This is a genomic window from Indolivaga capnocytophagoides (assembly GCF_036511535.1).
GTDB lineage: Bacteria > Bacteroidota > Bacteroidia > Bacteroidales > Dysgonomonadaceae > Dysgonomonas_A > Dysgonomonas_A capnocytophagoides.
This window is the reverse complement of sequence record NZ_AP028867.1, coordinates 2,808,021-2,824,396: the sequence shown is the minus strand read 5'-3', so window position 1 is coordinate 2,824,396 and position 16,376 is coordinate 2,808,021. Positions and strand designations below refer to the sequence as shown.

Annotated in this window: 10 protein-coding genes; all 10 read left to right on the top strand. The window is 39.1% G+C overall.

Translation table 11 applies throughout. The features are described from left to right. The 10 genes from AABJ51_RS11365 to AABJ51_RS11320 all read left to right on the top strand — a co-directional run bounded on the left by AABJ51_RS11365 (position 1) and on the right by AABJ51_RS11320 (position 16,369). The gene (locus AABJ51_RS11365) at positions 1–2,952 is read left to right on the top strand and encodes a SusC/RagA family TonB-linked outer membrane protein (protein WP_434533703.1); all 2,952 of its coding nucleotides are present in this window, start codon (positions 1–3) and stop codon (positions 2,950–2,952) included. Between the two features lie 29 nt (positions 2,953–2,981). Beyond that, a complete protein-coding gene (locus AABJ51_RS11360; protein ID WP_134436162.1) occupies positions 2,982–4,571 on the top strand; it encodes a RagB/SusD family nutrient uptake outer membrane protein in 1,590 nt (529 codons plus the stop codon). A gap of 58 nt (positions 4,572–4,629) precedes the next feature. Beyond that, positions 4,630–6,339 (top strand): DUF5114 domain-containing protein, encoded by a 1,710-nt coding sequence (locus AABJ51_RS11355; RefSeq protein WP_338372653.1) that lies wholly within the window; start codon positions 4,630–4,632, stop codon positions 6,337–6,339. A 62-nt stretch (positions 6,340–6,401) separates the two neighbouring features. Further along, positions 6,402–7,436: a glycoside hydrolase family 53 protein gene (locus AABJ51_RS11350; protein ID WP_338372652.1), complete on the top strand. Its 1,035-nt coding sequence runs from the start codon at positions 6,402–6,404 to the stop codon at positions 7,434–7,436. Positions 7,437–7,811: 375 nt separating this feature from the next. After that, positions 7,812–10,271: a glycoside hydrolase family 2 TIM barrel-domain containing protein gene (locus AABJ51_RS11345; protein WP_338372651.1), complete on the top strand. Its 2,460-nt coding sequence runs from the start codon at positions 7,812–7,814 to the stop codon at positions 10,269–10,271. A 186-nt stretch (positions 10,272–10,457) separates the two neighbouring features. After that, complete coding sequence (locus AABJ51_RS11340) at positions 10,458–11,249, top strand: DUF2797 domain-containing protein (RefSeq protein ID WP_338372650.1); 792 nt, start codon at positions 10,458–10,460, stop codon at positions 11,247–11,249. A 134-nt stretch (positions 11,250–11,383) separates the two neighbouring features. Next, on the top strand, positions 11,384–13,438 hold the full coding sequence (gene ppk1, locus AABJ51_RS11335) for a polyphosphate kinase 1 (RefSeq protein WP_338372649.1): 2,055 nt from the start codon (positions 11,384–11,386) through the stop codon (positions 13,436–13,438). Beyond that, positions 13,410–14,294 (top strand): Ppx/GppA phosphatase family protein, encoded by an 885-nt coding sequence (locus AABJ51_RS11330; RefSeq protein ID WP_338372647.1) that lies wholly within the window; start codon positions 13,410–13,412, stop codon positions 14,292–14,294. Before ppk1 ends, AABJ51_RS11330 begins: the two co-directional genes overlap by 29 nt. A 100-nt stretch (positions 14,295–14,394) precedes the next feature. Continuing rightward, the gene (locus AABJ51_RS11325; RefSeq protein WP_338372646.1) at positions 14,395–15,012 is read left to right on the top strand and encodes a TetR/AcrR family transcriptional regulator; all 618 of its coding nucleotides are present in this window, start codon (positions 14,395–14,397) and stop codon (positions 15,010–15,012) included. A gap of 106 nt (positions 15,013–15,118) precedes the next feature. Further along, the gene (locus AABJ51_RS11320) at positions 15,119–16,369 is read left to right on the top strand and encodes a TolC family protein (protein WP_338372644.1); all 1,251 of its coding nucleotides are present in this window, start codon (positions 15,119–15,121) and stop codon (positions 16,367–16,369) included. Positions 16,370–16,376 lie beyond the last annotated feature (7 nt).

The window sequence follows — 16,376 nt, the reverse complement described above, 5'->3', positions numbered from 1 at the left end:
ATGAAAAAATGTAATAAACCAGTTCGTTCTCTTTTCTTGGTGATGTTATTACTGCTGATATTACCATTGGCGGTACATGCTCAGACCAAAAAAGTATCGGGAATTGTTACTGATGAAACAAATGAGCCCTTGATCGGTGTAACCGTTGTGGTTCCCGAGACTACTGTCGGTGTAACTACCGATATTGACGGGCGTTATACAATAACTCTTCCTGATGGTAAGAATCAGATCCGTTTTTCGTTTCTGGGCTGTGAGACTCAAACCTTAACAGTTACCGGTGCGACTATCAACGTAAAGATGATGCCGCAGTCCAATACACTGACCGATGTTGTAGTAATCGGTTACGGTACAATCCGTAAAAGTGACCTTACAGGTTCGGTAAGTAATGTGAGCAGCAAAGACTTTAATGCTGGAGTAAGTTCTCCCGAACAGCTTATCAATGGCAAGGTTTCAGGAGTACAGATTATGAGCAACAGCGGTTCGCCTACAGCCGGAAGTACAATCCGTATTCGTGGTGGTGCTTCGCTTAATGCCAGTAACGACCCTCTTATTGTATTAGATGGTGTGCCGTTGGAAAGCGGAGGTATCAGCGGTAATACAGGAAACTTCCTTAGTTTGATCAACCCTTCTGATATAGAGAGTATGAGTATCCTTAAAGATGCATCATCTACAGCAATCTATGGCTCGAGAGCTTCAAACGGTGTAATTATCATTACTACCAAAAAAGGAACTAACAGTGGTCTTAAAGTATCTTTTAATACAACATTCTCTACTCAAACCCGTACAAAGATGGCTGATATGCTGAGCCGTAATCAGTTTGTCGATGTTATAAATGCAAACGGAACAGCAGACCAAAAAGCTCTTTTAGGCGATGCATCTACCAATTGGAACGATCAGATATTCCGCACTGTATTTGGTACAGATAATAATGTAAGCATAGCAGGGCGTGTGACTCCTAATATGCCGATACGTGTATCACTCGGATATTACAATCAGAATGGACTTCTGCTTCGCGATAATGCAGAACGTTATACGAGCAGTGTGTCTCTTTCTCCTTCATTCCTGAACGATTACCTGAAATTCAATTTCAATGTAAAAGGTTCTCTGAATAATAACCAGTTTGCAAATAGTGATGCAATATGGGCTGCATCGACTTTCAATCCTACATTACCGATATACTCTGGTGATGCAACATTTGGCGGATATAACGAAGCTATAGATAATACTAATAATCCGGTGAATGGTGGTGTGCGTAATCCTAAAGGTTTGGTAAAACAATACGATGCCCAAAGTAAAGTGAAACGTGTGATCACAAATGCAGATGTAGATTATAAAATGCACTTTCTGCCTGATCTTAAATTTCATACAACTTTAGGTTATGATTATGCAGAAGGTAAAGGTTCGGTATATGTTCCGGCAGAAGCTGCTCAATATTATACAACATCGGGACGTGATTATACTTACGGCCCTCAAAAAAGCACCAATCGTCTATTGACATCGTACTTTAATTATAATAAAGTATTTTCTTCGATTAAAAGTAATTTTGATGCAACAGCCGGTTATGACTATCAGTTCTGGAAAACAACTACTCCCTTATATTCAGAATTGAATACTTTGGGAGAAATACAGACAACTATATCAGCAAAAGACGAGCGTCACTCTTTGATTTCGTATTACGGCCGCGTTAATTATTCGTATGATTCGCGTTATATGTTGACTGCTACAGTGCGTCGTGATGGAACTTCTCGTTTTAATAAGGATAACCGTTGGGGTACATTCCCATCCGTAGCTTTAGGCTGGAGAATGACCGAAGAATCTTTCTTGAGAGATAATAAGGTATTGAGTAATCTTAAACTGCGTGCCAGCTATGGTATAACAGGACAGCAAGAAGGAATCGGTAATTACAAATATCTACCGGTATATACTTATAGTCAGGATGGAGCACAAGTGCAGTTTGGCGATCAGTGGTACTATTCATACCGCCCTAAAGCATATGTGTCGGATCTGAAATGGGAAACAACAACTTCGTGGAACTTTGGTTTCGATTTTGGATTTCTCAAAGACCGCATTACCGGTAGTTTTGATTTTTATACCCGTCAGACCAAAGATTTGTTAGCTACAGTACCTGCCGCTGCAGGAACCAACTTCAATAAAAAAATATTAACGAATGTCGGCAATGTAGATAGCCATGGTATAGAATTTTCATTAAATGCGACTCCTATCGAAACAAAAGACCTTACATGGGATGTGAGTTATAATATGACATGGCAGAAAATGAAAGTGAAAAACCTTTCGGTAGTTAAAGGCGGTGCTTCAACCAACACTTTGGTAGGGCCTACAATCGACAGCTACAACTTTCAGGTACTGACAGAAGGATATGAGCCATATATGTTTTATGTATATCATCAGCTGTATGACGACAAAACAGGAAAACCGATAGAAGGTGCTTATGCAGACCTTAATAATGACGGTGTAATCAATTCGAGCGACTTGTACCGTTATCATTCACCTGCCCCCGATTTTATATTCGGTTTGAGTACATCTTTACGCTATAAAAAATGGAATCTGGGAATGAGTTTTCGTGCTAATGTAGGCAACTATGTATATAATGGTATGGCTATGAATAGCGGAGCTTGGAGTACGGTTAGTTACAACTCTTACCAATTGAATAATTTATCGAAAAGCTATTTGTCGACAGGCTTTAATAACCGCCAGTATTTATCAGATTATTATGTAGAGAATGCTTCATTCCTGAAAATGGATAACCTCTCTCTTGGATATAATTTCGGACGCATCACCAACTGGTGTTCTCTTAATGTGAGCGCAATGGTTCAGAATGTATTTTGTATAACCAATTATAGTGGGGTCGATCCCGAAGTGCCTAATGGTGTAGACGTTTCATTCTATCCACGTCCACGGACTTATTCGATTAATCTCGGATTTGAGTTTTAAGGTTTTATTAAGAAATAAAAAATATTACGATGAAAAAATCATTATATATATTGCTGGCGGTATTTATGGGTACATTATATTCTTGTACCGATGACCTGAACCAGAGTCCTCACGAGGAAACTACATCAGAAAGTGTATATACCAGTGCCGCAAATTACAAATCGGTTTTAGCTAAATTATATGCTTCGTTTGTTACTACAGGACAGGAAAAGGGAGGAGGTTCTGGCGAAAGTCTCGACTTGGAAAGTAATACGGGGCAGGATTATATGCGCTGTTATTTCAACTTGCAGGAGTGCGCTACAGACGAACTGGCTTCTACCTGGCTCGAAGGAGACAAAGTGTCGGATCTGACATTCTTTACATGGGATGCCAATGATCCCTGGGTTTCGGATATGTATTACCGTATTTATTATACAATCGCTCTTTGTAACGAGTTACTGCGTAATGCGGGAGACAGTCAGATTTCTAAATTTACAGAAAGCGAACAGGCCGATATTCGCCATTACAGAGCCGAAGCCCGTTTTATCAGGGCATTGGCGTATTATCATGCGATGGACTTATACCGCAACATACCGTTTGTAACGGAAGCCGATGCCGTAGGAAGTTTTACGCCTCCTCGTTATACAGCATCTCAGGTATTCGAATATATAGAAAGCGAACTGAAAGACATCGACAATGATCTGTTATCGAGAGACGAATGTGAATACGGACGTGCCCCCAAAGATGCAGCTTATGCCTTATTGGCTCGGCTTTATCTGAATGCCGAAGTATATACCGGAACTGCCCGTTATACCGATTGTATCACTTATTGTAAAAAAGTGATAGCCGATGGATATACATTGGAATCTGATTACAAAAAATTGTTCAATGCGGATAATGATAAACGTACAAATGAAATTATATTTTCATTTCCGGTCGATGCTACACATACCGTATCATGGGGTTCTACAACATATATTATCTGTGGAGCGGTGAGTAATACATCTGATTACCAAAAGGCTGCAGACTACGGTGTGACCAGCGGATGGGGGATGTTCAGAATAAGAGGTGAAGTTCCGGCTTTGTTCTCCGATAAAGACGGTCGTGCGCTTTTCTTCAAAGAAGGACAGACTCAATATCTGGATGTAATCGACAATCAGAGTAATGGATACTTTGTTGAAAAATGGACTAACCTTACTGATGCCGGAGTGGCTGCATCTAATACTGTAGATGGTGGTGTAAATACCGATTTTCCGGTATTCCGTTTGGCTGATGTTTATCTGATGCTTGCCGAATCTGTGATTCGTGGCGGTTCGGGTAGTTCTACAACTGAGGCGTTGGGTTATGTTAATGACTTGCGTAAACGTGCTTTTGGAGATAATTATGCAAGTGAAGGAACAGTTAAGCAATCGGAATTTACAAAAGACTTTATTCTGAATGAACGTGCCCGCGAACTTTATTGGGAAGGTATACGCCGTACCGATCTTATCCGTTATGGTAAGTTTACAACTTCATCTTATATCTGGCAGTGGAAAGGCGGAACAGTAGACGGGATGGCGGTAGATAGTAAATATAATATTTATCCTATTCCTACAACCGATCTTACCGCTAACCCTAATTTGTATAATGAAGATTATTAAGGCCTCAAACCTTTTTCTGTAACTTAATATATTGATTAATAAAATGAAACAAAAATATATGAAAGCACTAAGAGCAATGAAGACTATCTGTGCTATGCTGATGATGGTCTTATTAGCTGCATCTTGCGATAAAGATGGAGATAATATTCTGCTTTCCGGTTTAGAGGGCGGCAAGTTGGTTGCTATGGAAAATGAAGTGAAACTGACTCAGGAGACATCCAAACAGCTGGCTTTGTCTTTGGCTTGGAGCAACAGCACATTGTCGATCAATAATCCGAATATGGATGTCCCCGATATCCTGACTACTTATATACAGGTTTCGACCGAAAGCGATTTCTCTTCGAATGTAGTAGAATCTCTAGAAACAACTACATCAAAGGCTTATACGGGAGCCGAACTGAATACTGTAACTAAAAATCTATCGGTAGAGGGCGGTGTGTCGACTGTTCTTTATTTTAGACTGAAGGGAAGTATCGGTAATAATATAGATCCTGTTTACAGTAATGTAGTGGAAGTAAAAGTAACTTCTTATACCATCGATATGTCGAATGGCTATATTCTGAACAGTAAAATGGAAGAAACCGGAGGTTATTTGTATTCTGCTGCATCAAACGGTGTTTATTCCGGATTTATGGGAGCTACAGCATGGTATAATTACTATTTGAAAGAAGGTGATGGTACTATATGGGGTAATGATGGTGTAGATGGAACTGCTTTCCTTATGTCTTCTGAAAATGATACAGACAAGCGTTGGAATTTCTGGTTCCCCGGAGAAGGTGGTTGTTATTATGTTGAAGTAAATACACCGAAAAAAGTCTGGTCTGCATTACTTATTCCTACTTTGACAGTTAGCGGAGATGTAAATGCCGAGATGGTATTCGATAGAGCTAATCTGAAATGGACTACTACTATCAATGCTGCAACAGCAAAAACATTAAAACTGAAACTGAACGGAACAGGTAAACAATACGATTATTCGACAGGAGACAGTGCTCCGGTTACGACTTCGGTTGCGTTCTCTCAAAGTGGAACATCTTTGGCTTTGTCTGCTCAGGCAGGAGAAATATCAGTGGCTGTTCCGGCTGCCGGAGAATATGCGTTGACTGTAGATTTAAGTAATCCCAAAGAATGGAAATGTGAAGTTGTTTCGGGATCTTCCGGTCCTGTAGAGGTGAGCAGCTATTTATATTTATCCGGTATAGATGACGGTATTAACGGGGGAAGTTGGACTTTTGATAATTTCCTGAATTTATACAATGAAGATGATCTTGCATATGCCGGTGTTGTTAATGTCAACTCTCTTTGGGGATATGGGGTCTATACAGAGAAAGATAATTGGGATAGTGCTTATAAACAGGCTTCGGGAGATGCATTTTCCGGTACTTTAGTATCCGGAGGATCAACCAGCATTCCTGCACCTACAGCTGGCTTATATCTTTTTGATGTATCAATGAAAGCATTGACTTACAAATTATCTGCGGTTGGCAGCAGTATATATGTATCCGGATTGAATGAGTTGTGGGATTTTTCGACAGTTCTTTCCGCAACCTCTAATACCGGAGAATATAGCGGTAATGTAACAATAACGAAAGCTTCGCAGTACGGATTTCAGATACATTTAGATATTTCATGGAATCATTATTTCGGAGGATCTAATGGTAAACTGAGTTATAAGGGAAATAACCTGACTGAAGATAAAACTTTGGCTGCCGGTACTTATAAAATGACGGTGAATCTGATAAAAGGTACATATAGTATCACTAAATGATATGTATATAACCGACTATGTATTGCATAGTCGGTCGATAAATAACTAAAGAACAGAATAATATGAAATTGAAATATATTTTAATAGCTATAACCTCGATGTTATTTTCATTCACCGCATGCAGTGACGATGATAATAACGGAGGAAAAGAGCAGCCTTCATATGATATGACAGGTTTTGCAAAAGGTGCAGATGTGAGTTGGCTGACCGAAATGGAAAAGTCGGGTTTGAAATTTTATAACTCTGCAGGACGTGAAACCGAATGTATGACCTTGCTTCGCGATTTGGGAGTGAACTCTATCAGGCTTCGTGTGTGGGTTAATCCTACTGATGGTTGGTGCAACAAGAGCGATATGCTGGTGAAAGCCTGGCGGGCAAATGCTTTGGGCATGCGTGTTATGGTCGATTTTCATTATAGCGATACTTGGGCTGATCCCGGAAAACAAACAAAGCCTGCAGCTTGGCAGAATCTTTCTTTTGATGAACTGAAAACTGCAGTTGCTTCTCATACAACAGAAGTATTACAAGCTCTAAAGGATCTGAGTATTACACCAGAATGGGTTCAGGTCGGAAACGAAACAGGTAATGGTATGCTGTGGGAAGACGGTAAAGCTACCGATAATATGGCTCAATATGCCCAGTTGACCAATGCAGGATATGATGCTGTTAAGGGAGTTTTTCCGGATGCTAAAGTGATCGTACACCTGCAAAGTGGGGATGATAACGAAATGTTTCGTTGGTTATTTGATGGCTTAAAAGCAAACGGAGGTAAATGGGATGTGATAGGGATGTCTCTTTATCCGCAGGCCGATACATGGAAGGAGATGAACACTGCATGTCTTGCCAATATAAACGATATGATAAGCCGTTATGGATCGGATATTATGCTTTGCGAAGTGGGTATGCCTTGGGATGGGGCAGAGGATTGCAAAGAATTTCTCACAGATCTTGTGGCTAAAACAAAAGCTGTGGCTAACGATAAATGTTTAGGCATATTTTATTGGGAACCTCAGGCTTATAACGGTTGGAACGCTTATACTTTGGGGGCATTTGATAATACAGGAAAACCTACGGTTGCCCTTGATGCATTTAAGTAACGGAAAGTATTTAATGTCGCATTTTAAAGTTATAACTATCAATGGTTGTTATACTTGGATGGGCAAATAAATAGGTCTGTGACCTTAAAGAATAGATTTTGAAAATATTATCTATAAGACGAAAGTCTTTGAATGATTGAAATAAATGTAGGGGCGAATAATCTTTCGCCCCTACGGAATCCGTTAAATATTATTTCAAGAGAAGAAAAGAAGAATTCTAAAAATAGTGTCAATTTTGTAACCTTTGTCACTTTTTGGTTGTGTAAGATTCCGAATAAGAGGAGTTTTGCTGTTTTGAAAAAGTGACAAAGTTCATATGGTTGTCACTTTCTATGTAGAAATATGTAACTTTATAGAAACGAAAACTGGTAAATTATGATTAAATATTTCACGTCTATTTGTTTGATTTTATTCTTTTGCAGCAATATTAACTCTCAATCGGTGAGAAGTGAATTTTTGCTTGAAAAAGGGTGGAAGTTCAGCAAAGGCGATTTTGATAATGCAAGTCAGGTAGGATTCGAAGACAAGGCTTGGGAGTCTGTAACGATACCTCATGATTGGGCAATATTCGGTCCTTTCGATCGGAAACACGATCTTCAGGAAGTTGCTGTTACGCAAAACGGAGAAACCGTTGCTTCTGTAAAGACAGGGCGGTCAGGCGGTCTTCCCTATGTAGGTATCGGGTGGTACAGGCGCTCATTTGATGTGGATAATTTCAAGAAAGATGATAAACGTGTAACTCTTTTGTTTGATGGAGCAATGAGTGAAGCCCGTGTATATGTAAACGGAAAAGAGGCTATCTTCTGGCCTTTCGGGTATAACTCTTTTCATTGTGATGTTACAGACCTGCTCAATGCCGACGGTAAGAACAATATTGTGGCTGTTCGATTGGAGAACAAACCACAATCGTCACGTTGGTATCCGGGAGCAGGATTATATCGTAATGTTCATGTCGTAGTGACCAATAAGGTGCATGTACCGGTGTGGGGTACATATATAACTACACCCTATGTTTCGAAAGAATATGCATCTGTTAAGTTGAAAACAGAAATCGAGAACAGCGAAAATGAGGATGTACGTATCTTGACCGAAATAAAAGATGCAACCGGTAAAGTCGTTTCAGCCAAAGATAATACATTGAAGATAAATCATGGGAAACCTTTCGAGCAAAATCTGATTGTCGATAATCCTCATTTATGGTCACCCGAAAGTCCTTATTTATATCATGCTGTATCGAAAGTTTATGTAGGAGATAAGCAGGTTGATGAATATACAACCCGATTCGGGATACGTGATATCAAAGTTATAGCTGATAAGGGGTTCTTCCTGAACGGCGAACGCCGAAAATTTCAGGGCGTTTGTAATCATCACGATTTAGGTCCTCTTGGTGCAGCTATCAATGTTGCCGCATTACGCCGTCAATTGACTATGCTTAAAGATATGGGGTGCGATGCCATCCGTACGGCTCATAATATGCCTGCACCCGAATTAGTCGCTCTTTGCGATGAAATGGGATTCATGATGATGGTGGAACCGTTTGACGAATGGGATATTGCTAAATGTAAAAACGGATATCACCGATTCTTCAATGAATGGGCTGAGAAAGATATGGTAAATATGCTGCGTAACTACCGTAACAATGCAAGTGTAGTAATGTGGAGTATCGGTAACGAAGTACCTACTCAATGTAGTCCGCAAGGGTATCAGGTGGCGTCTTTTTTACAGGATATATGCCATCGCGAAGATCCTACACGACCTGTGACTTGTGGAATGGATCAGGTAACTTGTATTCTGAATAACGGATTTGGAGCAATGATAGATGTGCCCGGATTAAATTATCGTGCGCATCGTTATGTAGAGTCTTACGCTAAATTGCCGCAAAATCTGGTGTTGGGATCAGAAACAGCTTCTACAGTGAGTTCTCGCGGAGTATATAAATTTCCGGTAGAGAAAAAGGCTGATGCTTTATATGATGATCATCAATCTTCGTCTTATGATTTTGAGTATTGCAATTGGTCTAATCTGCCGGATGATGATTTTGCGTTAGCTGATGATTATGAATGGACAATGGGGCAATTCGTCTGGACAGGATTCGATTACTTAGGAGAACCTTCTCCTTATGATACTGATGCGTGGCCAAGCCATAGTTCGCTGTTTGGTATTATTGATCTGGCAAGTATTCCTAAAGATCGTTATTACTTGTACAGAAGTGTGTGGAATAAAACTGATAATACATTGCACATCTTACCTCATTGGAATTGGAAAGGTCGCGAAGGACAAAAAACTCCGGTATTCGCATATACTAATTATCCAAGTGCCGAATTGTTCATCAACGGAAAGAGTTATGGACGTCAGGAGAAAAATAATACAACCCTTCAAAACCGTTATCGTTTGATGTGGATGGATGCTATATACGAACCGGGCGAAGTAAAGGTGGTAGCTTATGACAGTAAAGGGAATATTGCCGAAACGAAAATCGTTCGTACTGCCGGAGCTCCCCATCATATCGAATTGGTGGTTGATCGTGACAGTATTTCTGCTGATGGAAAGGATCTGGCTTATATTACAGTACGCGTTGTTGATAAAGACGGAAACCTTTGTCCAGATGATAGCCGCTTAATTGAATTCACCGTAAAAGGAGCAGGTAAATATAGGGCTTCAGCCAATGGAGATGCTACTAGTTTGGATTTATTTCATCTGCCCAAGATGCATGCATTCAGCGGACAACTTACTGCAATTGTTCAGGCTGGAGAGAATGCAGGCACTGCTGTTTTTGAGGCTAAGGCTAAAGGTTTGAAAAGCGCAATCCTCAATATTGAAGTGAAAAATAAGTAACTGAAAGTATTCTATGACGTGTTTTAATGTGATAACAAGTTCTTGCTGTTGTACATGTAAAGTCGATAAATAGGTCTGAGACCTTAAAATAAATAAGAATACTTAGAAATAACCCGGTTTAATATTAAACCGGGTTTGTTATTATATAGGCTCTTTGTATTTTTGTTGTAACTAAAATAATCGATTATGAGATTCTCAGGTCTTTTGACTAAAATGGAAACCCAATACGGTACGCCTATTCAATACTATTTGCATTTGGGTGAAGATGTGATTGATATGAATCAATTGCTGGGGAATAAAATAAGGGTGAAGTTCGACTATTGTCAATGTGTTGAGTGCGGAAAAAAGAAAGAGATTTTTGCAATGGGATTTTGCAAAAACTGCTACTTTACATCCCCTCATGCCGGAGGATGGATCGTCAGACCCGAATTATCCACAGCTCATTTAGGGAAAGCAGACCGTGATCTGGAAGTTGAAGCTTTGGCGCAATTGCAACCTCATATCGTATATCTGGCTAATTCAGGAGGTCTCAAAGTGGGAGTTACACGATTATCCCAGCTGCCTACCCGTTGGATAGATCAGGGAGCCGAATATACTATTCGATTGGCAGAGACTGAAAACCGATATCAGGCAGGACTCATAGAAGTTGCCCTGAAACAACATATGGCTGATAAAACCAACTATCGGAAAATGCTGAAGGAGAATGTTCCTTATTCTGATCTGGTGGAAAAGAAAGATGAAATGTTGAGTTTCGTACCACAAGACTTGTCCTGCTATATTGAACAAGACAATCAAGTGTTGCATCTCGAATATCCTATCCGGGAATATCCATCGAAAGTGAATTCTGTTACCCTTAAAAAAGTTCCCGAATTTGAAGGAACTCTTATCGGTATAAAAGGTCAGTATCTGATGTTCGACAATAATTTTGTGTTTAATATAAGAGGACATGAAGGGTTTGTTGTTGACCTCATGGTTTGATGTTTCAACACCAGAGAGCAGAGTCAAACTCGTGTTTTGTGCTTGTTATCCGTTTCTTTATCAATTCGTCACCGTTTCGTTACAATGTATTTATTCTTTTGTGATACAAACTTGTGTGTTGTATTAGAATAGATATGATTAATAACAGAGATTTAAGCTGGTTGAATTTTAATAACCGGGTGTTGCAAGAGGCTCAGGACAAAACAGTTCCACTATTACAGCGATTACGTTTTTTAGGTATATTCTCGAATAATCTGGATGAATTTATAAAAGTCCGGGTTGCTAATGTTATAAGGTTAAGCCAGATTAAAGGAAAGAAAGTTCCTTTGTTTTCGGGAAACTATACTCCCCGTGACTTGCTCATCAAAATAAAATCGAAGATAGCCGAATCGCAATTGAAGTTCGACAAAATATATAATGAGATTATATTGGAGATGGAGGAGCATGGTATATATATGCTCAATGAAAAACAATTAACTAAAAAACAAGAGGCTTATTGCCGCGATTATTTTTCACGGATAATAAGTCCTCGGCTTGTACCTCTTATTATCAGAAAAAGAACAGCCATCCCGTTTCTTACCGACAGCAATATATACCATGCTGTAAAGATGCAGAATAAGAATAAAGAAGATACTAAGTATGCTATAATTCAGATTCCTGTAAGTAACAATTGCCCCAGATTCATAGAACTTCCGTCTGAGAAAGGGCTCAGTGATATTATCTTTTTGGATGATATCATACGGTTGTGTCTTGATCATATCTTCTTTATGTTTAATTATACTGAGATTTCGGCATATACTTTCAAGCTGACAAGAGATGCCCTGCTCACTGTTGATGATGATGTATCGAAAAGTCTGATAGAGAAAATGGAAGATGGGCTCGAAAACAGAATGCACGGACAGCCTGTACGGCTGATTTATGATAAAGAAATGCCGGAAGATCTGTTGGGTATTATTATTTCAAAACTGAAGCTGAAAGATGATGACAGCTGTGAGGCGGGAGAGCGGTATCATTTGAAAAAGGATCTGATGAAATTTCCGAAAATAAGACCGGATCTCGAGTATATTAATCCAACACCGCTCATACATAATGGCATTAAGCCCAGTTCGAGTATCTTGACTGTTGTAAAGAAAAAAGATATTCTTCTTAATTATCCTTACCATACATTTAATCATTTTATTGATTTCCTGAGAGAGGCTGCGATCGACCCCAAAGTCGAAAGTATATCGATAACCCTGTACCGGACTGCCGAACATTCGAAAGTGATCAATGCGCTGGTGAATGCCGCGAAAAACGGAAAAAGGGTGACTGCAGTTCTTGAGCTTTTTGCTAGATTTGATGAAGAACAAAATGTTGAGAATACCGAATTACTGCAAAAAGCCGGAGTTAAAGTTATACACGGAGCAGACGGGTTGAAAGTACATAGTAAACTGGTGTTGGTTGAGAGAGCCGAAAGAAAGGAAGTAAAGGGATATGTCTATGTCGGAACCGGTAATTTCAATGAATCGACAGCATTGGTCTATGGCGATTTTGGTTTGTTTACAGCCGAAAAAGCGATTGTTGCCGATACCAGACGGGTTTTCGATTTCTTGGAAAATACACATAAACATTTTCAATGCGATCGATTGATGGTTTCCCCCTATTATATGAGAAGGCAGTTTGAGCAACTGATCGAAAATGAGATCAAGAATGCGAAGAAAGGAATCAATGCATATATTTATGCCAAATTTAACAGCCTGACTGACGAAAATATCATAAAGCTGCTTTATAAAGCTGCTGATGAAGGAGTGAAGATAAGGCTTATCATAAGAGGTGCGTGTTGCATAAAAACAAAGAGTGAAAACATAAAGGCAATCAGTATTGTGGACAAGTATCTCGAACATGCCCGCTTGGTTATATTCGGAAATGGAGGAAAAGAAGAAGTCTTTATTCTGAGTGCAGACTGGATGACGCGTAATCTCGACCGGAGAGTCGAAGTCGGTATTCCTGTTCTGGATGTCAAAGTGAAGGAGACATTGAAATCCTTCTTTGATATTCAGTGGTCAGACAATGTAAAGTCACGTGATTTAAACTCGCCTGATCAGAATTCCTATATAGAAAGAATCGGTGATCAAAAAAACAGATCGCAGATTATGTTGTATGATTTTTATAAAAAAATGTATGAAGACAGAGACACTGGCTGCTATTGATATTGGCTCCAATGCAATCAGGCTATTGATTAGTAGTGTTGATAACAACGGAGGCGTTTCGGATTTTAAAAAAGCAGCGTTCCTGCGTGTTCCTATCCGGTTAGGCGAGGATGTTTTTACAAAAGGAGTGATTAGTGAAGAAAAACGGCAATTGCTGGTAGATGCTTTAACCGGATTTTCACATATAATCAGGGCTTATAAAGTATCCCGATACAGAGCTTGTGCGACAAGTGCTATGAGGGATGCCGCAAATGGCTCCGAAATTGTAGATTACATAAAATCGCATTGTAATATAGATGTTGAAATTATAAGCGGACAGGAAGAAGGTGATATTATATTTGAAGCTGGAGGACTGGATAAGGTGATGGATCGTGACCGCAATTACCTGTATGTAGATGTGGGAGGGGGCAGTACCGAAATTATTTTATATAGTAATTATCAGAAGTTGTTTTCCGAATCGTTTCAGTTGGGAACGGTAAGGATGCTTACGGATACTGTAGAGAAAAAGGAAAAAGGAAGATTTAAATCGAGGTTGCAGGAGATTTACGATCAGTATTATCCGTTGAGTATAATTGCTTCGGGAGGAAATATCAATAAGGTTCATAAAATATTGGGTAAACGGGATGGTGAATATATTGGAGCTACCGAACTGAAAATATTATATGACGCGATGAAAGAAATGAGCTATGAAGAACGGATTCTTAATTATAAACTAAAATCATACAGGGCGGATGTAATCGTTCCGGCTATGAAAATATTTTCAACAATATGCAAATCCTGTAAAATCAATGAGATATATGCGCCTAAGGTAGGGCTGGTCGATGGCATAATCCATCATATCTATTATAATAGATAGCCGAAATACTTTGAATTTTATTTTTTTATTCCGAAAATATTCTCATATTTGCATTGTCTAACAATTTTGTTAATCAAATTAGATAATAACCCAAGCAAATATGTCGATAAAAGAAACAGATAGCGAAAAACTTATCTTAGAAGCAGCCGAAGCCGAATTTATCGAAAAAGGCTACGGTAAATCCCGCACTACCGAGATTGCAAAGAGGGCAGGTGTAAATCATGCTATGCTGCATTATTATTTTCGGACTAAGGAAAATTTGTTTGAAGTTGTGTTTAAGAAAAAGGCTAAGCTGATGTCTGAAGTATTACTTTTTTCTTTTACGATGGATCTTCCATTTCTCGAAAAGATTAAAAAGGGGATTGAGGATCACTTCGATTTATTGGCAAAGAATCCAGGACTCCCTAATTTTATTTTTAATGAAATAGCCCATGATGACAGGTTGAGAACATTATTTGTGAATGTTATCAAAGAAAAGGCAAATGCCATTCGTGATAGCCTGAAGCAGGAAATTGACAATGAGGTGGAGAAAGGCACAATCCGTTATATCGATGCTTACGATTTGCTTTTTAGCATTGTCTCTCTTAATATATTTGTTTTTATCGGAAAGCCGTTGGTACTAGGGATATTAGAGTTGGATGAAGATCAGTTCTTGCGTTTTTTGGAACACCGTAAGCAGGTAAATGTTGAAATAATTTTGAACAGGTTGCAGATGTAATTTTTTTATCTTTTTATTAACAAAATTGTTAATCATATTTGTTTGTTTGGGGTGTCAACAAAAAGGTTTTGAGAGCTTAAATAAAAGAATTAAATAACGATAGATTATGAAGTGTCGAGTGTTGATATTGCTTTCTTTGGCTGTTATATCCTGCTCGGGATATGCACAATTGAGTATCGAAGAATGTTATAAAAAAGCAGAAGCAAACTATCCGCTTATTAAGCAATATGGTTTGATAGAGAAGGCGAAGGACTATAATTTGTCTAATGTCGAAAAAGGTTATTTGCCTCAGATTCAGTTGTCGGCAAAGGGGACTTATCAGTCCGAAGTGACAAAGATTCCCGTAGATATTCCCGGCATCAAAGGAATGAAGAAAGACCAGTATAGTGCAACACTGGATGTAAACCAGAGTATCTGGGACGGAGGAGCTATCAAAGCCCAGAAAGAAAGCATCAGAAGCCAGTCCGAAATAGATAAAAAAAGCCTGGAGGTTACGATGTATTCTATACGTGACAGGGTTAATCAGCTGTTTCTCGGAATACTTCTGCAGAATGAAATGCTCCGTCAAAACGGACTTTATGACGCTGAGTTGCAACGAAACTATAATCAGGTTTCTGCTTATATGCAAAATGGCATAGCCAATCAGGCCGATTTAGATGCAATTGAGGTAGAGCAGATAAAAAACAGGCAGAACAGAACCTCATTGTATCACAGTAAAAAGGCTTATTGCGAGATGCTTTCTGTTCTGACTGGGGAGGAGGTAGGAGAAAATACTCGACTGATCAGACCGAATCCAGATCAGTTATACTCTTCCGGAAGTCAACGTCCCGAACTGGCAATGTATGAAGCCCAATATCATAATCTGGATGCTCAGAAAAAAGAAATCAACTCATCTTTGATGCCAAAATTCAGTGCTTTTGCAACCGGAGGATACGGGCGTCCAGGGCTAAATATGCTTGAAAGTAAATTTTCTGCTTATTACATAGGCGGTATTTCTTTAAGCTGGAATCTAAGCAGCTTTTATACAAGGAAAAATAAACTGAGCAATATCGAAGTGAATAGGAGTATGATAGATTCTCAACGAGAGACTTTCCTGTTTAATAATCGACTTGACCGGGCTCAAAATGATAATGAGGTTTTAAAGATCAGAGAACTCTTAAATTCTGATGATAAGATAATCTCTTTAAGAGGATCGGTTAAAAAATCGGCGGAAGCTAAAGTTGCTAACGGAACACTCTCCGTATTGGAACTGATGAAAGAAGTCAATGCCGAACAACAATCTATTCAGGATAAAATTGTCCACGAAATAGAATTAATACAAGCCATATATAATCTGAAATATATAACCAACAATTAAGTAATAA

Bases quoted from the DNA above. Each gene is read 5' to 3' on its own strand.
- AABJ51_RS11365 (WP_434533703.1), top strand. From the start codon at position 1: ATGAAAAAATGTAATAAACCAGTTCGTTCTCTTTTCTTGGTGATGTTA.
- AABJ51_RS11360 (WP_134436162.1), top strand. From the start codon at position 2,982: ATGAAAAAATCATTATATATATTGCTGGCGGTATTTATGGGTACATTA.
- AABJ51_RS11355 (WP_338372653.1), top strand. From the start codon at position 4,630: ATGAAAGCACTAAGAGCAATGAAGACTATCTGTGCTATGCTGATGATG.
- AABJ51_RS11350 (WP_338372652.1), top strand. From the start codon at position 6,402: ATGAAATTGAAATATATTTTAATAGCTATAACCTCGATGTTATTTTCA.
- AABJ51_RS11345 (WP_338372651.1), top strand. From the start codon at position 7,812: ATGATTAAATATTTCACGTCTATTTGTTTGATTTTATTCTTTTGCAGC.
- AABJ51_RS11340 (WP_338372650.1), top strand. From the start codon at position 10,458: ATGAGATTCTCAGGTCTTTTGACTAAAATGGAAACCCAATACGGTACG.
- ppk1 (WP_338372649.1), top strand. From the start codon at position 11,384: ATGATTAATAACAGAGATTTAAGCTGGTTGAATTTTAATAACCGGGTG.
- AABJ51_RS11330 (WP_338372647.1), top strand. From the start codon at position 13,410: ATGAAGACAGAGACACTGGCTGCTATTGATATTGGCTCCAATGCAATC.
- AABJ51_RS11325 (WP_338372646.1), top strand. From the start codon at position 14,395: ATGTCGATAAAAGAAACAGATAGCGAAAAACTTATCTTAGAAGCAGCC.
- AABJ51_RS11320 (WP_338372644.1), top strand. From the start codon at position 15,119: ATGAAGTGTCGAGTGTTGATATTGCTTTCTTTGGCTGTTATATCCTGC.